Annotated in this window: 11 protein-coding genes; 6 read left to right on the top strand and 5 right to left on the bottom strand. The window is 40.0% G+C overall.

Annotation, left to right across the window (positions count from 1 at the left end; all coding sequences use genetic code 11):
• The first annotated feature begins 248 nt into the window (after window positions 1–248).
• From N477_RS06205 to N477_RS06190, 4 genes are all read left to right on the top strand, one after another.
• Entirely contained in the window at window positions 249–7169 is a 6921-nt protein-coding gene (locus tag N477_RS06205; RefSeq protein WP_155731821.1) for an RHS repeat-associated core domain-containing protein, read from the top strand.
• Window positions 7166–7615: a hypothetical protein gene (locus N477_RS06200; RefSeq protein WP_063362372.1), complete on the top strand. Its 450-nt coding sequence runs from the start codon at window positions 7166–7168 to the stop codon at window positions 7613–7615. The genes N477_RS06205 and N477_RS06200 overlap by 4 nt, the downstream gene beginning before the upstream one ends.
• Window positions 7616–8289: 674 nt before the next feature.
• A complete protein-coding gene (locus N477_RS06195; RefSeq protein ID WP_081216493.1) occupies window positions 8290–9372 on the top strand; it encodes an RHS repeat domain-containing protein in 1083 nt (360 codons plus the stop codon).
• 11 nt (window positions 9373–9383) lie between these two features.
• Window positions 9384–9695 (top strand): hypothetical protein, encoded by a 312-nt coding sequence (locus tag N477_RS06190; protein WP_155731820.1) that lies wholly within the window; start codon window positions 9384–9386, stop codon window positions 9693–9695.
• A gap of 226 nt (window positions 9696–9921) precedes the next feature.
• Here the strand turns inward: N477_RS06190 and N477_RS26580 are convergent, their stop codons facing one another.
• The 3 genes from N477_RS26580 to N477_RS06180 form a co-directional block, all read right to left on the bottom strand.
• Window positions 9922–10047 (bottom strand): hypothetical protein, encoded by a 126-nt coding sequence (locus N477_RS26580; RefSeq protein WP_269199994.1) that lies wholly within the window; start codon window positions 10045–10047, stop codon window positions 9922–9924.
• Window positions 10048–10232: 185 nt separating this feature from the next.
• The gene (locus tag N477_RS06185; protein WP_063362369.1) at window positions 10233–10862 is read right to left on the bottom strand and encodes a LysE family translocator; all 630 of its coding nucleotides are present in this window, start codon (window positions 10860–10862) and stop codon (window positions 10233–10235) included.
• Between the two features lie 9 nt (window positions 10863–10871).
• A complete protein-coding gene (locus N477_RS06180; RefSeq protein ID WP_155731819.1) occupies window positions 10872–11420 on the bottom strand; it encodes a hypothetical protein in 549 nt (182 codons plus the stop codon).
• Between the two features lie 176 nt (window positions 11421–11596).
• On the opposite strand from N477_RS06180, the gene N477_RS06175 reads away from it, so the two are divergent.
• The gene (locus N477_RS06175) at window positions 11597–12466 is read left to right on the top strand and encodes a LysR family transcriptional regulator (protein WP_063362367.1); all 870 of its coding nucleotides are present in this window, start codon (window positions 11597–11599) and stop codon (window positions 12464–12466) included.
• A gap of 119 nt (window positions 12467–12585) precedes the next feature.
• On the opposite strand, the gene N477_RS06170 is transcribed toward N477_RS06175, so the two are convergent.
• Together N477_RS06170 and N477_RS06165 are read right to left on the bottom strand one after the other, a co-directional pair.
• Complete coding sequence (locus tag N477_RS06170; protein ID WP_063362366.1) at window positions 12586–18330, bottom strand: PKD domain-containing protein; 5745 nt, start codon at window positions 18328–18330, stop codon at window positions 12586–12588.
• A gap of 284 nt (window positions 18331–18614) precedes the next feature.
• Window positions 18615–19682, bottom strand: a complete 1068-nt coding sequence (locus tag N477_RS06165; RefSeq protein WP_063362365.1) for a helix-turn-helix domain-containing protein — start codon at window positions 19680–19682, stop codon at window positions 18615–18617.
• Window positions 19683–19820: 138 nt separating this feature from the next.
• Between N477_RS06165 and N477_RS06160 the strand changes: the two genes are divergently transcribed.
• Window positions 19821–21620 (top strand): S41 family peptidase, encoded by a 1800-nt coding sequence (locus N477_RS06160; protein ID WP_063362364.1) that lies wholly within the window; start codon window positions 19821–19823, stop codon window positions 21618–21620.
• The last annotated feature ends 10 nt before the right edge of the window (window positions 21621–21630 follow it).

The following is a 21630-nucleotide window of genomic DNA, read 5'->3' as shown; positions in this document are numbered from 1 at the left end:
TATTTAACCAAGACAGGGTTATTGAGCTTAGCAGTAACGAAAGACATGGAATATATAAAACAGCGTTAGCTATAAATATATTAATGGTGCAACTAATAACTCGAGCTAGGCTATATGAAATAATATGTTAACAAATTATTTTTGTTATTTATTTGTGTTTCTTGTTGATTTTTTGCTCTCAACTTTGAGATAGTATCCCTGTAAATGGAAAGTTACTGTCAGTGAGTGCTAATTGCATTCGGTGTATTGTGGATATACAAAAGGAGTTTGACGCGTTGAATAGCGAGCCCAAAAAAACTACATCATTTCTTATACTAGTTATCTTTTTCTTGTTGCAAATGACGGTTGTCGCCTCAAAAGCACATGCAAGTTTATTTATTCCTATCAGTGTAGGAAAAACTTTAATAATGGTGCCTCGGCCAATAGAGTCTGGTGAATATAATGCACAAATTACTGAAGATAGTCGGGGCAGAGTACTTACTTGGACTTCTGAATTAAGTGCTGACAAGTATGCCATTCAAGTTTTAAATGAAAACGGGCACTGGGAAACGTTACTATTCACCACTGAAACATCCGTATTGCTAGATGATAGGTTTAACGATTTTGCACAAGTCAAAGTGGCTTTGTGTTATAGCCAAAGTTGCTCGTTAATCGCAGCAGGCAGTTTAGTCCAAAATATATTTGAAACTGACTATGCTGATGCAACTACATCAATACCTGTCAATGCATCTCTTGTTAGCCCAAGTGCGCCAAATGTTGATAGTGTAGGCACGCTTAAAGGCAGCGCGAGCGTAAGCGGCGGCACTGCAACGTATTCTATTCCTATTGAATTAACGGCTGGGCGTGCAGGTATGCAACCCAGTGTATCGTTAACTTACTCTTCTCAAACTGGAGGGGGTATTGCAGGTAAAGGTTGGTTATTGTCTGCTGGCTCAGCCATTACACGCTGTCCTGCAACATATGCACAAGAAGGGTATACCAGCAATCCGCTATATAACAATGATGATAGGTTATGCCTCAATGGTCAAAAATTAGTGCTCGTTCGAGGGCGATATGGTGAAAGTGGTGCTCAATATAGAACTGAGATAGACAGTTTTGCACTTGTTACGCAACAGGGTGCATTAAATTCAAATTCTAGTTATTTTAGTGTTAAATATAAAAATGGCCATGTCAGTGCTTTTGGAACGTCAGCTAATAGTCGCGATATTCATCATCAATACAAGGGACCATATTCTTGGCTGATTGACTATACACGTGATGCAACGAGTAAAAACTTTATTCACTATGAATACGTTCTTTATGGTGAGAATGAAAAGCTACTAGATAAAATAAATTATACGGGAAATAGTAGCTCTCATTCAGGTATTCATAATATTCACTTCGAATATGAGCAGGTGGGCGATCCGACTACTAAATATCATCACGGAGTAAAATACGAAAGTACGCAACGTTTAAAGCGTATTATTACAAAACATGAGAAGAGTCAAACACGCGCTTACATTCTAGATTACAAAGTTAGTTTGGCATCAGGTTCCGATTTACTCGCTTCTGTTGAGTTATGTTATGGCTCAACGGGGGCTTATTGTTTGCCTAAAACCACATTTGATTGGGCCGATCAGTCAATGACAGTGAGAGGCACATTCGTAAATATAAATGCAGGAAAAAGTATCGCAGCAGTATTACCAAATGGCGATCGAAATGGTGATGGTGCAAGAGATTGGCCCGGCTTTTATATCAATGCAGAAGGGAATATAACAAATAATACGCACCCGATGACTGACTGTGAGTTTTCAGGCACTAGCGGTGAAAAAGTAAATTGTAATTCACAAACTGCAGACTATAACTTAGATGGGCTAACAGATGACTTTGATTTTGAAGCGGCTTCAGTAAGTTCTAAGAAAAAACTAGTTATTTATCGCAGTAATTCAAATGGTACTTCAACACAGATCAACACAAATATTGAGGTACCACATTTGTCTTCTTTTCTACACGTCGGCGATATGAATGGCGATAGTTTACCTGATTTGGTCATTTATGAAAAAACGGCGTCATACAGTGCTGACGAAATAAACTTTTATTATCACAGCGGTAACTCTGCATCTCCATATTCGGCAGCCCGAAGTCAAAAGCTATTTTCAGTCAATAAACGGACTAATACTACGATGCCTTCTGAGTCATATGCACTGGGTGGTGATTTTGACGGTAATGGTATTCCAGACTTTTACCGTGTATCCCTTGGTTCTAATGATAAAGGGCAGGGCAGGCTTTCATCTATTTTGCTTATATCATCAGATGGTAATTTACTGAGTTCATTCCCAAAAGCAGTGAACTTTGATGATGAAAATGATTATCTAGACCGACATGAAGGGGCTTGGGCTCGCTTTTATCGTTTTGCAGACTTAAATGGTGATGGCTTAAAAGATTGGTTTGGTTGGTATAAGCCAAGGACTAACGGCAGTCGACTATTTGTGAGATATAGCACTGGCAATGGTACATTTGGTGCTGCGATAAATACCGGGAAATGGATCAGTAGTAGAGAGTTTATTTTTGAAGAGCGCTTTGGAGGGGAGGGGGATACAGAGAGTCTGCGCAGTGCCCATATTCCTAAATATGGCGACGCAATTAAAGTATCTGATATTGATGCAGATGGCAAAGAAGAGTTATTAGTACCAGCGAGCATAATTGTAAAAGGCTGCCATAATGTCAGTCATTATCAATATAGAGGTCAGAGCGTAACTGAATTTTGTGGTGAGCAAATTTATACTGAAACAGTACCCAGTGGTAATAGAAGAGTAAAATCTATAGAAGGCAGCTACGACCGTAGTATTTACTCATTCACAAAACTAGAGTTAAAGAACAACAGCTTTGTTAGCTCAAGCACAGATTTTATAGGCTCTATTTACCAATCTGCTATGGTTGATGCGCAGGGGGATGGTTTACCAGATCTTGTGTTTAACTATGGATGTGAGCGAGGTGCGAGTGGATCCAATTGCCGTTTTTTAGATAGCACACCAACTGGTTATGCTAAAGGTAAAATTAATATCAGCCGCAATTATGGCACTGGATCAGGCACTAATGGTAGTCGCTATCGTCCATTGGATTTGCTGAGTTCAGTGACCAACGGGGAAGGGTTAAAAAGTGAATGGCAATATCGCCCGCTTTCGTCTTCTGTGAGTACGGGTATCACTGGTCTTGAACAATTATATAAGAGCGACACTACTTATACTCGAGGCTACCAGAACTTTACCTCTAGCATGTATGTGGTTAACGAGTTTAAGCAAGACAACGGCGTGGGAGGGGATTTCGTCCGTAGGTATGCGTATCGCGGTGCTTTATTTAATAATCAAGGTAGAGGGTTCTCAGGGTTTAGAACGATAATAGAAGCGGATATTACACAGGGACTGGTTACTCAGTCTGATTTTCGTCAACACTTCCCTTATGCGGGTAAGCTAAAGAGGAAAGCGACGTTTACCTCAGCTGAATACCCTAAAAATGGTAACGCTTTGAATCCGGTTGAAAGCATGGCCATTAGTCAGTCTGCAATATCCTGGGTAGATAATTCAAGTCATACTATTTCGGGCGTTTATAGTGTTTATGCTAATTCAAGTTATGACGTAAAACGAGATTTAACCACAAAGGATAAGCTGGTAGAAAAGCGCTCTAAGGTATTCTCGATTGATAAATACGGGAACATCACCAAATCTGAGCAGACCCTTGAAGATAGTAGTGGTTTGGTCAAAACAATCACAGAGAACACGTTTAACAATAATGAAAATGATTGGTGGATAAATAAGCTAACCAAGAGTGTAGTCACTAAATACGCTGTTTCTGGTCGAAGTGGTAACGATCCATACACTCAATATTCGGGCAGTGAGCAAGGGCTCGACGTCACGACTAATACGTCAACAGATTTCAGTAACTTTAATAATGCAAGGAAAGCTAAAACAGTCACCGTAAGAGGTTCCAGCGGCGTTGGCCATCAGACCGAGTACGAGTTTAATAGCTATGGCCTGCCAATAAAAGTCACCAATAAGGCTCGCGTTTATAATAATTCTGCTTGGACTGAACAAAGCCGTGTTCAGACTATAAATTATAGCTTAAATGGTCAATCCGTAGCTTCTAGCGGCTATTATATTTTTGATGTAACTAACGCTAAACAACATAGAGTGCGTACTATTACAGATGCAAAAACCGGCCTTAAAAAGGAGGTTCACAAACAGGTCAATTCAAGAGACTTTCTCACTACTAAATTTACATATGACGGTTATTTACGACCATATAGTCAAAAAGTGGAGGGGTCTCCGACGGCTTATACGGCTGTACAAACAGCGAGCACCTATGCCCCAAGCGATGCTGTTAAACAGGTTCGGACTGTGGCAGCCGGCGCGCCAGAGCAAGTAGCGTTTATTGATAAATTGGGGCGTACAATTCGTACAATGGTTCTAGGTCAGAATAACGTTTGGGTATTTACCGACGCCACTTTCAACGCACGAGGGTATCCGCTATTTCAATCTCAGCCTTATAAATGGCAGCAAACTAAGTACGGTGTGCAGTTTGAAAATTATGATGCGTTAGGTCGTCCAGAGCGTAAAGTGACAGACCAACAGTGTGGCCCTTTTTCAAGTGGCACCATGACCGCAGAATATACTTATACTGGCTTCAAAACCTTCATCGATGTTTCTGAGTCCTGTTACAACATTCAGCTAGGTCAGATGAGCCGCACTTATAACGGCCAAAATCAATTAATAGAAACCGTTGATGCATTAGGAGGCAGCACACGATATGCATACAATGGTCAAGGGCTTCCTATTGTGATCCAAGATGCTAACGGACATAACATTTTGGCTAAATATGATGCGTTTGGTAATAAAACCAGAGTGGTAGACCCAAATCAAGGCAGTACAGATTTTGTTAATAATGGCTTTGGTGAAGTGCAGCGAGAGGCTCGCAGTAACTCTAAAACTGTGAACCTTAACCTCGACATCTTGGGCCGTATTATAAAAAGAACAGCATCAGGTGAAGGAACTTTAAACTATATTTTTGATACACACTCATATGGTCAATTGACGAGCTCAGTAGGCAATGGCGTTACCCATACTTATAGTTATGATGGCCTTGGTCGTGCGATTTCGCACACTGTGAGTGACGATAATAGAAGCTTTACGACTAAAACATATTATGATGCAAACTATGGCCGTGTTAAAGGTGTGCGTTATCCAAACAACCTGACTTTAGAATATATCTATGATGATAAAGGCTATCAAATTGAAACCAAGAACAAGGCCAGTGGTTATCGATACCAACAGGTGACTGCACGTGATGTGTTTGGGGCTATTCAGTCACAAACTTTGGGCAATGGCTTAACAACGAATACCTATTATAGCCGTCAAACAGGTCAAATGGTTGAGCATTACACCCATAAAAACAACGCCAATTTACTGTCTATCCAATATACGGCTTATGATGGGTTTGGAAACTTAAAAGGCATGTCAGTTGAGTCAGGTAGCTTAGCAAATCGGCATCAATTTGAGGAGTCATATCAGTACGATCACTTGCATCGATTAAAGTCTAATCAAATCCAGGGTTATACCACCATTCGTTACGATTATGATGCTGTAGGTAACATCACGAGTAAATCTGATTATGCGTCGACGTATAACTATACGACACGTTTATCAGGTCACAGTGGTGGCGGAGCAAATGCCGTCAAACAAGTTAATAAAAATGGACGTTGGGTCGGCTTTAGCTACGATGGCCGCGGAAATATGGTCAGAGGTGATGGACTAAGCGCTGCATCTTATAACGCGATGGATAAGCCTACACGGCTGGTTAAAAATGGCGTGACTGCAGAATTCACATATGGTGCAGACCATATGCGCTTTAAACAAGTGCAAAGTGGCATCACGACATATTATGCAGGCAAGCATTATGAAATTGAGGTGGAAGGAAACAAAACGACAACGCGTGCTTATATTGGTGATACAGCAGTTGTTTCGACAAAATCTGGCGCAAGCCCTTATATTCGTTACTTGCATAAAGACCGTTTAGGTAGCGCAAGGCTTATTACGAATGCTAATGGATATGTGGTTACTGAGCGTAATTTTGACCCATTTGGTAAGCCTCGCTCGGCTTCAGGTGCTTTAAAGTTCACCGCAAAGCTAGGGGATATAGCATCTGCAAAAACTAAGCGCGGATTTACAGACCATGAACATCTAGAAGAACTAGCGCTCATTCATATGAACGGTCGGGTGTACGATTATAACCTTGGACGGTTTATGAGTGTAGATCCCTTGATACAGTCGCCCGGTAACTCGCAGTCGATAAATCCCTACTCGTATATTATGAATAATCCGTTGGCGGGGACAGACCCAACGGGATATTGCGGCACAGCAATTAAAGGCAAGCATCAACCCTTTTGTGCGACATTCGGTGAGAATGATCTACCTGCTGGCAAACAAGCAAGCATGATGGGAGATCAAGTGGTTGCAAATGCGATGCATGAGACTTACTCGAATTTGAATGGTGCTGGCTCAGGGAATAACCGTGTTCAGAGTCAACAGGTCATGGATATTGGTGGGCAGCAAGAGGTTGCGGGTGGTGATATCAATCAGAGTGGTTTAGGCGAGGCATTTAATGAAGTAGCAAACTTCGGTAACTGGCTAGTCAATCATGCTAACGACCAGTTGAGTCTGGATAATGGTTGGCGAGGTGAAGCGTGGAACTTCTTCGCTGAGGACGGTATAAATGCTGTCAATCAAATTTCTGGTGGTGAATACGCTGCTGGTATGGCGAGCATTGGGTTAGCTCTAATTAAGCCGATAAAAGGAGCACAAAAAGTTTTTAATGGTGGAGCATTTGGTAAACTAAAGACTGGTAATGGAATAGAAAGGCATCATATGCCAGCAGATAGTATTAATGGAATTAAAAGGGCACGAGGCCCATCAATACAAATGCTTAAGGAAGATCATAGAAAAACAAGCAGTTGGGGGAATTCAGCTCCGTCCCAAGCTTATAAAGCAGAAGTTAAATCATTGATTGATTCAGGCCAAATGAGAAAAGCTATGGCAATGGAGATTAAAGATGTTAGAAGTCAGTTTGGAAGAAAATATAATCAAGCAACGAGAGAAATGCTGGATTATGCTAAAAAAGAAGGTTTTTTAAATAAATGACAATAACTAATTTACCTAATGGTTGGACTGAAAAAGTTTTAGCTCTGAAATATCGAAGCACCAATGAGCAAAATATTCAATTCGTTCAACTAATTGATCAGGCTGAAGGAAATTGTAATTTAGATGTTTGCTGCCTTCTTTTATCTTTGTTCGTCGATGGTGATGATGACGGTGTCCTAGAAAGTGTCTCTAGTGTTTTAGCTTCAGCCGAACCAACGGACTATATTTCGGCTCTGATGGCTGAATTGCCGCGACTAGTTGATGATAATGTTACAGACTGGGCGGAAGTGATGGTTGGACAGGCTATTGATGAACACTTGAATTTAGTTAAGAGCATCTCTTTAAAACAGCCAGATAATGTTAAATCCGCATTAAAGTCAATTATTTCTGATAGTGATTTTAAGGATTTTTATCCAAACAGTTCAGAGATTGAAAAATTACTCTAGTGTAAAAAGTGCGAACTTACTTACGATTTATAGAGATTGTAAAGCGGACCTTATTATTTCAAGAGACACCCATTCAGAATATGCCTTTCACTTGAAGAGTGAAATACGCAATTTTGAAGTGTCAACATGAATTAAACGGCTTGATTTTTCCACTAACCGAATGTAATTGCCCCGTTATGAACGGGGCTTTTTTATTGCAAAATTGGTCCTGTTTGACTGATTTTTTGGTCGCGCGATTTTGTCCACCTTGGTCGCACCTACCGTCTTTGTGGTCTAAATGAGGTGTTATATACAGTAGCTAATTCAAACAACTCTTCACAGTTACAATCGAGGTCATTTACGCAGCGTATTGGGCGCTCGTTAGCAGTAGAAGTTGTCACTGCTGCCCAGCAGCTATAGCAAGTTTTGGCAGTGCCACTAGGTGGTGGTGTAACTCCCCCATAAACTTAAACAGTTCAGAAGTATAATTTTTATCAATATATTCCCAAATTCAACATGCAAGAGCACCAGATATCAAAACTATATATTGAAATGTTAGGAGGTTTGTTTCTGTTTTGAAACAGGTAAAAGTTGAATGTGATGTCAATTGGAATGGGGTAATGTGAGCTTATTGTGAATTTCCTAAGCCTCGCTCGGCTTCAGGTGCTTTAAAGCTCACCGCAAAGCTAGGGGACATAGCGTCTGCAAAAACTAAGCGCGGATTTACAGACCATGAACATCTAGAAGAACTAGCGCTCATTCATATGAACGGTTGGGTGTATGATTACAACCCTGGGCGGTTTATGAGTGTAGATCCCTTGATACAGTCGCCCGGTAACTCGCAGTCGATAAATCCGTACTCGTATATTATGAATAATCCGTTGGCGGGGACAGACCCAACGGGATATTGCGGCACAGCAATTAAAGGCAAGCATCAACCATTTTGTGCGACATTCGGTGAGAATGACCTACCTGCTGGCAAACAAGCAAGCATGATGGGAGATCAAGTGGTTGCAAATGCGATGCATGAGACTTACTCGAATTTGAATGGTGCGCAACAGCAGAATACGAGTATCAATAGTGAGAAGTCGATAACGGATATGTTGTCGCAAAGTGAGGTTGCGAAGAAAAGCGAGGTTGGGGATACTGGTACCAGTAGTGGAGGAGCTAGTGTCGAACTATTGATAGGTGGCCCATATACAAAAGCTAACGGTGATAAAGTCACCTATGGGCATGTGGCTCTTCGTGTTACTGGCGAAAATGAAGATGGCACCTACGACTACGTTTATGACTTTGGTCGTTATGGTAAAACATGGGGAATTGGGGGAAGTGAGGGAGAAGGTACTCTCAGGTTATGGACTAGCTTTGATGATTATATCAAAGGTGAAAATGCCACAGGAAGAATTACCACAGGATATGCTTTCTCATTATCGTCCGAGCAAGCTGGCAAGATTAATACTCACTTTAGCAAGCTCACTTCAGGACTAATACCAACCAAAGTTAGAGGCAATATGCAGCAGTTTAGGATTGCAAGTAATTACCACGCAGCTAACTGCAACTTTACAACCGTTGCTATGGATGGGTTAAAGGCTGGCAATCCAAAGCTGCATAACATCCTTAATCAGAACAAGTTTGACCAAGGGCGAGGATTAAGCTGGTCCAACAGGCAGGCTTACGATTTTAGTAAAACTGGTGATGGAGTCAGAATGCCGCTAGACCTTCAAGAGGCGGCAAGACAGTACGGAAAGGCAACTGCTGTGAATACGTATAAATGGTGAGGCGACTAGATATGGTGAAAAATATTATGTACATTGTAATTACATTGGTATTGTGTGGAATTGCCTTCGTAGCAGGTTCCAGATGGAAGCAGGAAACACTAGGAAATCTGCCTACTTACAAATTGAAAGAAGGTATTAAATTGCAAGAATCACCTGATGCAATCGGAGAGCTTCCTGCTGGCTCAACCATTTATGAATACCGTTCCTTGGGTGAAACAAGGACATATATAGCTTTCTTCAATCTAAAAAACCAGATGGTTATCGAACCGATAAAGCATGAAAAAGTCAGCACAGTTGATCCTTTAGATGGTTATGTAGATTAATGAACTTGCTCAGGATCCAGCAAGGATCCTGAGTCAACCTTCTACCTGTAACTCCCCCATAAACTTAAATAGTTCAGAAGTATAATTTTTATCAATATATTCCCAAATTCAACATGCAAGTGCACCACATATCAAAACTATATTTTGGAATGTTAGGAGATTTGTTTCTGTTTGAAACAGGAAAAAATTTGAATATGATGTCAATTGGAATGGGGGTAATATGAGTTTATGGTGAATTTCCTAAGCCTCGCTCGGTTTCAGGTGCTTTAAAGCTCACCGCAAAGTTAGGGGACATATCGTCTGCAAAAACTAAGCGTGGATTTAAAGACCATGCAGAGATTAAGGCAGACATTGGTAACAGCAATAACAAAGCTCAAATAAACACTTGAACTCTAGTTATGCAGCAACTTTTTCATTCACAAGTTATGCGAACAAGATTAGAAGTACACAAGGTGCCAACAATCTTGTATTTGAGTCACATAAAGCGGAAGCTGATTTTAACTGATTTATTGTAACCAGGGTTCATTTCTCACATGTTTACTTCATGCTTTCATAGCCAATCACGCCCGCCAATATAAACATCACGCTTCCAGCTAATTTGTCTTGCCAGTGGCTTGATCTATTGTTTTTATTGAGCCAGTTACCTAGCTTACCCGAAAGCAGTGCGATCGAAATATCACAGCATAGGGTGATTAGCGTGTAGATCACACCGAGAATTAGCAATTGGGTTGATACTTGAGCTTCTGCGTTATTAACAAACTGGGGTAAAAAAGCTAAAAAGAATAAGGCTGTTTTTGGATTTGTAAGTTCCACCACAAGGCTTTGCTTCATGATCGCCAAGTTATTTTTCTTGTTCAGTAAAGGGCTACCAGCTGTTTGCTCGGCCGGTTTAAAATACTGCCAGCCTAAATAGACTAAATAAAAGGCTCCAGCAATTTTTAATCCTGTGTAAGCAATAGGAGAGTATTTAAAAATGGTTGCTAATCCTAGCACTGTCGCAACCACATAGATAAACGAGCCAATGGCCATGCCACTTGCTGCAGATACACCCGCGCTCGGCCCTTGGCTAATACTGCGCGCCGCAATGTATAAAATAGAGGGGCCTGGGGTAATGCTGAGTAAAAAGCAGACAACAGAAAAGGCGATGAATACTTCAATGGAAGGCATAGTGTGTCCTTATTGAAAATCTTTGGTTTCTAAGTATAGGGTCTGTACATCATTCATTTCAGCCCATTCAAATGCTTTAACTGGCCCATTTGTTGAACTGCTCAGCTCTGTTATATCTCCAGTATCATAGTCACAATGGGATTTAGCGATTTGGTCAAAACTCGGAGATTTACCAATTTTATGTACCAGTAAACAGGTGTTTTGACCGAGTCCCAGTGTATAAAACTGTCCGTTATGTTGAGATGGGCGCACAGGCTTATTTAATATGATGTCTCGTACTGTAAATGTGATATCTCTGTTCTTTATTTTACCTGAACGCTCAAAGTGGCCAATAAATATATCTCCTGAAAATTGTGAAAGTTGACCAGCTCTCAACTTGTTTAAAGAGAACCTTTGTGGTTGAACAGTGATTAGCTGGTTTGCTTCTAAAAAGTGCGTCAGGCTTGCCTTGGAATGATTTGGTAGTTGTATTTCAAAAATAAACTGTACGGCATGTTTTCCTTTTAGCATTGGGAGGTGAGAAGCGTATATGCGATCATTAATTGTAAACAAAGTCATGCCATGTATACCAATTGAGTGGTCATGTGCGCGAATAGAGCCACAAAAGCAAATAAGTAATAAGTAAAAAACAGCGTTTTTCATCGGAAGTTAGTCAATAAATAATGTTGGAGTTAGTCTAGAGTATGCTATTTTAAATTCTAAATCGTTTCTAAATTGTGGTTATAAATTCCGAAATGGAAATAGCAGATTTACGCAAATTTCTAGTTATTGCACAGCAACAAAGTTTGCAAAAAGCGGCCTTGATCCTAAATACCTCACCCAGTGCGTTATCAAAATCTCTTAAACGGTTGGAAAACTCTGTAGAGGTACAGTTATTTGACCGAGTAGGAAAGTCATTGCGTTTAAATGAACATGGCTTAATGTTGCAACCAAGGGCTGTGGCATTAACAAATTTGGCTGAAGATGCAAAAAACCAGCTAAAACAAGGGGGTAAATCGATAAGTTGTGTCGTAGCGGCTTCTAGTATTTTGCAATTTAAATGGGCCAGTGTGTTAGCGCGCCAAACCCAGCACAATAAGCATCTATCACTGGTTTTTGATACACAATATGAATCTGAAGCAGTAAATAAGTTGCTTGCAGGGGAAGTAGATTTGGCCATAGTAACGGGTGAGGTAATTAAAAATCTGCCAAATGACGTTCATTTAACGCAGCTTGGTGAATTAACGATGCAGATTGCAATGGGGCGCAATCACCCTTTATGCCAACAAAAAAATATCAGCCTAACGCAATTAGTAGAATCCCCTTTTGCTGCGCCAGATACATCCCCATTTTGTGGCGAGCAAAGAGGCACTGGGTGTGATGGCTGGCAGTTACCAAAAGTAGCGAGGCAGATAAAATGGGTTGTTAATGATTACGCTGTACTCAGCCAGCTTGTAAAAAGCGGCTTAGCATTGGCGTATTTACCTGATTACATTGTGAGAGAATGGCAGTTGATTACATTACCAAAATGCACAGATAACTTAGAGTATACCGAGCAAGTGTGGCTGCTCAGTCTAAAACCTGCACCAAGATGGTTAAATCAATTGTTAGATGACATTAGCTAGATATTGCTAAAAGAAGTGTGATTTAAATAGTTTACTGCACTGTTAAATTGTGAATAGCATTGTCTTCATTAATCATAAAAAAAGCCGCTTGCTAGCGGCTTTTAGAGTTTAAAAATAGATTAATTTCTAATTGTATACCCTTGTTGATCTATAACGGCTTGTGCCTCTTCACTGACCTGTGTGTCTTTTATATGTAAGGTGATATCTGCTTTTGGCCCGGGAATTAAGGATTGCAGGGTATTATTCTTAAAATAAACGTTCCATAACTTCTCAGCGTCAGACAAGTCCAGTTCAGTGATGGTGTTATCTGATGCACTTAACCAAGTTAACTCTCGTAAGCCTGAAAGTTGGAGCGCCTTTAACTTAGTGTTATCTGCACTTAGAGAGCGCAGGTTAAGTAAATGCGGAGTATTGAGTGTTTCGATTTGAGTGTCGTCAATATTGAGCATTTCTAGTTGACTTCCCTGTGTAGTGACAAGAGATGTCATAGGGTTATTGTTAATGAATAACTTTTTAAGTTTTTCTGCCTTGGTTATATCTAAGGTCGTAAACTGGTTTTGCGCTATATTAAGCGCTTGTAGCTGAGCATATTGAGATAAGTCTAAGCTAGTTAGTTTTGATAATCGTGCATCTAAGTCAGTAAGTGCATGACTTGGGGTTACACCTGAGATTTGTGCAATCCCACTTTGTGAAATATCGACGTCTATTAGCGCTGTGTTATGCGTCAGATCTAGGGTGTCGATTATGCTCTGCTTTAATCTTAATGTTTGTAAACCTTGTGCCTGAGAAAGGTCAATGGCTTTTAACTTATCACTCGTTATAGACAAGCTCTTAAGCTTTGCAGCATCAGACAGCACAAAGTTTTCTAGTACAGTACTCTCAATGCCTACATGCCCTAAAAGAGGCGCTGGCGTGAGAGTCAGGTTAGACGTGTTTTGACCCCGAAGATAAAAATATCTAAGTCTTTGTAATGAACTCATATCTACATCGGTTGTAGCTGAACTCTGAATAGTGAGCGTTTGGAGTCGAGAGAGTTTGCTTAACTCTGACATCGCCTTGTCATCCAGTGTAACAGCCATTGAATTAAATTGTAGTGCCGATAGGTTAATAAAGTTACTTAGGCCGCTTAGGTCGGTGACTGTATTATGCTCATCATTGCCTATACATCTTAACGCTTTGCCATATATAAGAATGGTAGGGCTATAATTGTAGTTATCGATACAGGCTTTTAACGCTGGGTCAGTTACGCCGATTTTCTCCGCAATGGAGTCGGGTATTTTCTCAACTTTTATATTGACTTCACACGATTTCTTGATGTCTCTGGCTCCATATGTCAAATAGCGCGCATTATGTTCGCGATATTGGAGCCCACAACCTTCGATGCTACTAACATAAAAGCCACTTTCCTTTGCAGATACTGTCAGCTCTAGGTAACGCTCATGCAAGATGGTGCCGTTTTGTAAATTTGACGTCACAGTGCCAGGACCATCTACATTGATTGTGATAGGGTGTGCAGGTAAGGTGTACTCTAAAAAGCGTTTGTTTTGTTCACTACACTCGCCACCTCTAGGGTATTCACAAAACCAAATACCATTTGAGTTACTTTCGATAGGAAAAAAATTGACTGGCTCCCCGGTAGACACCTTAATCATGTCCAAATAGCTAAATGAATACATTACTTCGCGGTTGCGGGTATAAGCACTCAGTGAGGCTCTAACGCCATCATGTATATGTTCGATTGACTCAAGCCTCCAAATATCTATGCCATGCTCAGTTCGTTCGTATAACTTTAACGAGTTGCTAAAGTAACGTTCTGCCTTCATAATTGACAGGTGGTTAATTTTTGATGGCGTATTATCAGTATTTAATATAGAAAGGTGCCTGGTATCATTGAAATATAGATAAACGTAAAACTGCTGACCGTTTTGTGCAATTAGTTCATAATCCCTCTCAAAGCCTAATGTGCAGTGTTCAGATGTTGCAGTGCAAGTTGGATCATAGCCGAGGCTTCTGTAAGCTCTAACTGACAATCTGTTATTCTCTAATGTGGTTATTTCGGCCCCATTTAAATCAGCCCTTCTTGCGATACCATTATCATAGAGGGTGAAACTCCCCCAGTCGTCTGATAAGTTACCAGCAATATCCGCGAAGCTAAATGGTGTGTCTGCTTTTTTAATAAACGCACCAATCCCAACTCTGAGCCAGTCGAAATATTGTCGGTCGTCCAATGCAATTGAAGATTGTTCTATAGATAACACATGGACACCGTTGTGCTCAGAGACCACTCTCAACTGCGCATAATCTGTATTGTTATTAGCGGTCAATTCAATTAAGCCCTCTGGGGTCATTGCCCAATTGAATGGGAACGCTTTATCCTCTAAGTGTTGAGGCATGTATCTGCCCATGTTGAGGCTGCCAGTTCCATCTTGGTTAAACGTGAGCGAGACGGTATTTTGCTCATTAAATGATTTGGATTCGATGTAGTGACCCAATGACAAAGCCCAGTTACCCACAATATTGTCACCTAATTGGGTTGGTGTAATTTGCTTTGTCGCGGTGACATTTATCGGTTCTAGGTATTGAGTTCCCTTACGGGCATCGTATTGTGCCCAAGATATGGATAGTTGCTCTCCTTCGTAAAGAAGCTTAAAGCCTGTTACCTCAATGTTTTTAGGCCAATCTTTACGTGTAACCGGCCTATTGATTGGGATGCTAGGTGAAGTATTTTCGAATGTGGCTACGTATTCGGTCTCAGAATGTTTCTTTATCGTGAACTTAGGAACCGTTGAAAATCTGGTTAGGCTTAGCTCAGGTTCAAAAGTGCCTTGTCCATCTTTATTAATATTAAAAATAAAGTGTAGAGGCACGTTAAATTGGTCTGTACTATCCATCATCACTGTGGTTTCACCTAGGTGAAGAGGACGGGGAGAAAAATCTACCTCTATTTCACAGTCTTCGACTGGGTTGGTGATTTTGAATATTGATGTGGTTAGCCCTTCATCAATAAACTCACCATCACAGCCACGCACGTAGATGAGCTCATTATTTTCATCTGGTGTTAAAACAAGTTCAAAGTCCTTACCATACTCAAACGCAGTCACCGTGGGGACTACTGAGCCTTGGCCGGTTTGCTTGATATTTATATTTAAATGAGGCCATTCAAATTTGAACTGGTCACCACTGTGTGGGCCGCAACCAAAATTATTGACACAGATAGAAAAGCCTTCTTGGTTTGCATTACCAATAGTGAGATATAAAACCGCATTACTAACGGTGTTGGTTAATTTAAGATGGCCATCAGCGAGTTCAGCCCAATAAGTCTCGTCGTAATATTGTATTTTAGGACGGCAATCATTTTGTGCTTGTGGAGGACAACTTTCTATTTGTCTTAGTTTAATAGCCCTAGAGTATCTTTTTGCAGATAATTCAACTGCGCCTACAAATAAATGAGGGGCGGTTGTATTACTGAAAAAGGTTTCATCAAACTGCCTAGGCTTGGTAATCGGTTTATTGTTTAACTTATATATATGCACAGAGCGCGCAACTTGAACCACAGAATCACTTGTATGCTCAAAAGCGGTGTGTTGAATCGCAATTAAATTACCAGATGATGCGATTAACTCGTATGTCTGGCTCTTGGTGATTTCACATTGTGCTAGCGCGACATCACAAAACGCGCGGTCCTGCCCTGAGAATTGGTAGTGACTGCGTATTAACTTGCCCTGTTGGTTTTCAACCTTGACATTATTTTGCCAGTTAAAGTGAAATTTATGCTCTTCGTCAACGACAAAAGCGTGTTTATCGCCTTTTGTTTTAAAAGGTGTCCATGTTTTTGCGTAGTTAATATCATCAAAATCAATATTTTGATGACGTACCATTATGCCTGAAGTCACTTGGCCGTCGTTTACCATTACTTGTAAACCGAGTTTGAACTCTCTGACAATGCTGACTGCTAGTACATCATTGGGAGATTCTATCAAAATTGTGTGACCGTCATCACCTAATCGCCACTGAGCTTCTGTAATGTCATGACCATTATTTAGCTCAACTAAATTGTCGCCGACAAAATTTAGGAGCAAGGATTGATTTGGTGAATTATTTCGTGACAGTTGTAATGACCACTCGCCTATGAATTCATCCACGTTAGGCTGAATAAGTGCCTGTTCATCGGCAAGCCTAGCGATGAATGGCTCAGGTCCTTGCTCGGTATTGTTTGGTAGCAATACCACTTCCACCATATGTATATTGTCATGGCTTTCAATGACTTTTAAGCTCATTCCAAATAGCTCTAAATTGAGCGCTTCAAATAGTATTGGTTGGTCAAAAACGATACTGACAAGGCCATTGTTTTGTTGCCAAGTAAATTCACTATTGGCCAAACCTGCAAAGGAGCCAATGCCATCAGACTCAAGGCTAATAGAGGCACTGAAGCCATCAAAGTAGCGAAGTTCGGTTAAATCATATTGCCCAGGTGTTGCTACCTCAGCGGTTTGAACCAAATCACTATCTTGCTCTATAGCAGCTTGAATTTGCGCTAGTAATTCTGCTTGTTCAGCCTCTAACTGTGCAATAGCTGCATTTGCCGACTCTTCATTTTCTACTAATTCAAGCGTATTTTCGATATCTGAAGGCAGCGCGACGTTATGATCAACGACCGCTTTTATTAGCTTAGCTAAGCGCATTTTCTCCGCAGGCTCTACATTTTTACGGGCTTTTATGAGTTCATCTGTTGTTTCTAATTGGTTTATTTGCCTTTTGATTAATGCATATTCCGCGGTAGTCATGTTGGTAACATTCACGCCAAACTCTTCATCTGCACTGAGTTGCATATCGTTAGCGGCTTTAGATGTTAGCTGGGCTAAATCCCCAAGCTGAGAGATAAACTCAATATTTTCGTTATCATGTGCTTGGCTACCGGTAGCTCTGAGTTTTGCAAGCTTACTCGATTGTGATTCATCATATTCGAATTCTAATTGGTAGACGCCTGTTTCATCTGCTTGTGTTGTGAAGGTTTGGCCATCAAAAGTGAGTTCAACATTAGCATGAGCTATGGGCTGATCTGTCACTTTACCTGTGAGTGTTAATTGCTGGGTAATCGCGGTTACTTCGACAGGGTGTGTGGTGCTGGTTGTGAGCCCTTGGTTGTCGGTCACTTCAAGCTTAAATGTGACTGTGGTGTCTTCTCGTATATCAGCAGAGTAGACACCTAAACTCTGAGTTTGGTAGTTATATAAGGTTAATGGCGCATTACCATCATACGACCATTGGTAGCTTTGGATATCGCCGCCATCGGTATCTTTTGCAGTGCCTTGTAAAGCAAAGCTCTGTCTTTCTTCAACTTGTTGAGGGCCTGTGATAGACACTTCAGCACCAACATTGGGTAGCGCTTCAATTGTTAATGTGTGGGCTGTCGATGTTTGTGCGCCTAGGTTATCTGTCACAATCAAAGTGATTTGGGTATCAATGTTTTCTAAGATGTTCTTACTGGTTATCGTTAACTTTGATGTATCATCGCTTTCAGCCTTAAGTAAGTCTTTATCATAGCGCCAACTATATTGACTTATTTCACCATCGCTATCTGTTGCATTCGAATCCAATGTGATGGGTAATTGCTCTACAACCATCGAATCACCAGAAATACTTACTTGAGGTGCTTGATTGTTCTTATTGTTATTCTCTGAAATATTGCTATTGCTATTGCTATTGCTATTGCTATTGCTATTGCTGTCAGTTACTTGACTCGAGTTGTTATTACTTCCAATAGCATCCGCACTTTTTTCACTCCCCCCACATGCACTTAAAAATGTGCAAAGTGCTAAATAAGCAAGGGGACCATGCTTTTGTTTTAAATTATTTAATATCAATTTACGTCCTTTTGACTACTGTGGTGTTTGTTTGAATTTTATGTAGGTCTTATTATATTTTTTATTATATGATTTTTATCATTAACTCATGATGTGTTGAGTTTTTTTGGGATTTTATTTTGACTAGAAATACTGGGTAAGTAAAAAGTTCCATATTATTCTTAATGTTTATATTTTTGGATGATGCTTTATATGTCATCTGCTTTTATTCTGAATGTATGTATGATTATAACGTCATACTTAACGATTTAAAATTAAAAAGAGATGACATAAATCTATTTGCACTATTCCCCTCTTGTATGGAGCTTGGCATATGCACTTGGAGTCATGTTGGTAAATCGTTTAAATGCTGAGTTAAACGCTGATTTAGAGTTAAACCCGGCGTTAAAGGCAATGTCTAATAAAGTATATTGCGACGACCTTCGAGCTGATAATTGTTTTTGCACTTCTTTCACTCTCAATTCATTGACATAGTCATTAAAGTTTTTATTTGTGGCTGTATTGATTGCCCACGAGATATCTTTGGTTTTGATTTGGGTGCGAGCACATATATCATTGACGCTTAACTTTGCCTGTAAATACAGAGAGTCCGCCATGACAGCTTGGTGGATTTCATCAAACAATTTTTGAGCGAGCTCTGAGTTATTTAATTCTTCTAAGGTTTTATGAAGATGGACTGTATCAGAAATCGCAGGAGGTTCTGCTTGACCATTTAGTTGGCTTTGTCTCGAGAGTCTTAATACCATAAAGCATAAAATACAAAAAATTAAGGCAAGGTCGATAAAATACCAATGATAATAAACTACTTCGCTAGTCAGGCTGCGAACATTTAGTCTGACAAGATCAATGATAAATATAAACGCAAGCATCATGAGCGTATAATTTAACCAGCATAATTGAAGGTTTTCAGCATCGGAACGCGTATTAAAAATTGACCAATTAAATTTGTTAAGTAGTTTTTCACTTTGGTAGATGTAAATTAGCTGGCTAATCGTCGCAATAGCAATAACAACTTGGGTGTGGTGTGTAAAAGGCAAAGCCATTAAAGTTGGAACAATATGACATATAACTCGCCAATTAGCTTGAAAATAAAATCCTACCATTTGGCGGCTCATAAAATATAAAATTGGCCCAAGTAAAAGTGTCAGTGCTGGGGTGATAAAAAACAGTGGCTTTGTGATGTTTAGTTCTTCTAGTAGGTTAAGTAGCATCAATACGCTGTAGTAGAGTAGTAATGCTGCTACACCTTGAAGTCGCTTTTGGCCCCACAATAAAAGTGTGCCGAATATACCTAAAAAAATAAACAAGCATTGCAAAAGGTTTACGGGTTTTATCATGATGAAATCAATCATAGATTCGCTTTTTAAATTATTAGTTTAAATATCATGGGTTTACATTTCTTTTTGTAAAAGTCCTAAATCCTGATTTGAGACGAACTAGATACATGCTTTGTTAATATAAGTGCATTAATAAAGTGCTTTGGAGACGTTATGCACCTGTTTACTGTTTGTATTCTTTTATTATCCTTTTTCAATATTGGCTCGACAATTGCCGCCTCAACAAAAACAACGACTTTAAGCATGAGTAATGATGCGCACAAGATTGATGCATCACTTGAATTTAGTCACGACAGTATTGCGTATTATAAGTTGCGAAATCAGGCAAAGAGTCTAACACGAGATGGCAATTTTAAGGAGGCGTTACCATTACTTTTAAAATTAGCTGAACAATATCAAAATGATGGTGAGATATGGTATTTACTTGGTATCGCACAGAGACAGTTTCAAGATTTTCGAGCAGCGATTCATTCATTTAAACAAGCGCTGGCCTTAGGTGTAAGGGTTCATGGTATTAAAGGCAATTCTAGTAACCCTAATGATCTAATGGTGACGATCGCAAGATTGTACGCTCAGTTAGATGAAGAGGCTGAAACAAAATATTGGTTAACTAAAGCACTTAATCACCGCTGGGATGATAAACCTAAGTTGGCTGGCACCAGTTTATTTACTAAAGGTGCAGATCAACACTTTACACAATTCCATCAAAAAAGTTGGTATCAAGATCTTGTTGGTGTAGCACGTTCATTTAAAAACCCAGTTGAAGGTTGGCGCTACGATCTAGCCTACTTAGTTGCTGAGATTAATCGATTGCATGCCAACCCGTTTCACAGCGTCACTGAGATTGAATTTAACGCTAAAGTTGAAGCAATTTATAGCGAGATCCCACGTTTAACTGATAGCCAAATAGTATTTGAATTTATGCGTTTGTTAGCCATGGTTAACAATGGCCATAACTTCTTTGTGCCCGCCTGGGGCAAAAAAGGAAACTTTACTCAATTACCCATGCAGTTTTATCAGTTTCGCGATGGACTTTATATTGTTGCGGCGAACGATGAGTATCAACAGTATATAGGCCATAAAGTGATTAAGTTTAATGGTCTAGACACAGTTGATGTACTTAAAATGACAGATGCTGTGAATGCCAAAGACAACACTATGCAGCGCCTGTGGCAGGGGCCTTATTATTTAAGTCTACTGCCTGTGTTAGAAGGACTAGGCGTGTTTAATGAGCATGACCCTTTAACTCTCACTTTGTTATCCTCAAAAGGAGTGATCATAGACATTAAACCACAGAGTCAAAAAATGAACTTTAATGGCTTTCCAAAACTACCAAAGCTTGGCAAAAAACAGTTAACTCCTTTATATCTACAAAATGTAACAACGGCTTATTTTGACAAGGAGTTTTTAAAACAGCAAAGTCTCTATGTGCAATTTAATCAGGTTCAAAATACACAAGGCGAAAGTTTAAAAGACTTTAACAAACGCCTTCAGCAGCGATTGCTAAATAAAGAGGTTAAGCACTTTATTTTAGATTTGAGGCATAACAGTGGTGGAAATGGCTCTTTGCTAGCACCGATGATTAAAACAGCCGTACTATTTGAAGCGCTCAACCCTGATGGAAAGTTTTTTATTATAGCAGGGCGTAATACCTATTCTGCGGGCCATGATTTATTAGTGCGATTATTAGAGGTTACCGATCCGATCATAGTTGGTGAACCCTCGGGGACAAGACCCAATACAATAGGCGAAGCAGGCTGGTTTACGCTGCCTTACAGTGGTCAAAAAGGGATTATTTCATCGCAGTTTCATCAAAAAAGTAGTGCAGAAGATCACCGTATTTGGATAGCGCCAGATATGCCAATTGCATTAGATGCAGATGATTACTTTAATGGTAATGACATTGCGCTCGATGCAGTTTTTAAATATATCAGCCATCAAGCTAATAGGTGAAAAATTATAT

Source organism: Pseudoalteromonas luteoviolacea H33-S, from assembly GCF_001625695.1.
GTDB classification, from domain to species: domain Bacteria; phylum Pseudomonadota; class Gammaproteobacteria; order Enterobacterales; family Alteromonadaceae; genus Pseudoalteromonas; species Pseudoalteromonas luteoviolacea_B.
Note: the sequence above shows the minus strand (reverse complement) of the source record. Positions and strands in the feature narration are given on the sequence as shown.

What these genes read in the sequence shown, in the direction of transcription:
- N477_RS06175 (WP_063362367.1), top strand. Translation starts at nt 11,597, where the DNA reads ATGGAAATAGCAGATTTACGCAAATTTCTAGTTATTGCACAGCAACAA.
- N477_RS06185 (WP_063362369.1), bottom strand. Translation starts at nt 10,862, where the DNA reads ATGCCTTCCATTGAAGTATTCATCGCCTTTTCTGTTGTCTGCTTTTTA.
- N477_RS06180 (WP_155731819.1), bottom strand. Translation starts at nt 11,420, where the DNA reads ATGACTTTGTTTACAATTAATGATCGCATATACGCTTCTCACCTCCCA.
- N477_RS06160 (WP_063362364.1), top strand. Translation starts at nt 19,821, where the DNA reads ATGCACCTGTTTACTGTTTGTATTCTTTTATTATCCTTTTTCAATATT.
- N477_RS06200 (WP_063362372.1), top strand. Translation starts at nt 7,166, where the DNA reads ATGACAATAACTAATTTACCTAATGGTTGGACTGAAAAAGTTTTAGCT.
- N477_RS06190 (WP_155731820.1), top strand. Translation starts at nt 9,384, where the DNA reads ATGGTGAAAAATATTATGTACATTGTAATTACATTGGTATTGTGTGGA.
- N477_RS06165 (WP_063362365.1), bottom strand. Translation starts at nt 19,682, where the DNA reads ATGATTGATTTCATCATGATAAAACCCGTAAACCTTTTGCAATGCTTG.
- N477_RS26580 (WP_269199994.1), bottom strand. Translation starts at nt 10,047, where the DNA reads ATGTCTGCCTTAATCTCTGCATGGTCTTTAAATCCACGCTTAGTTTTT.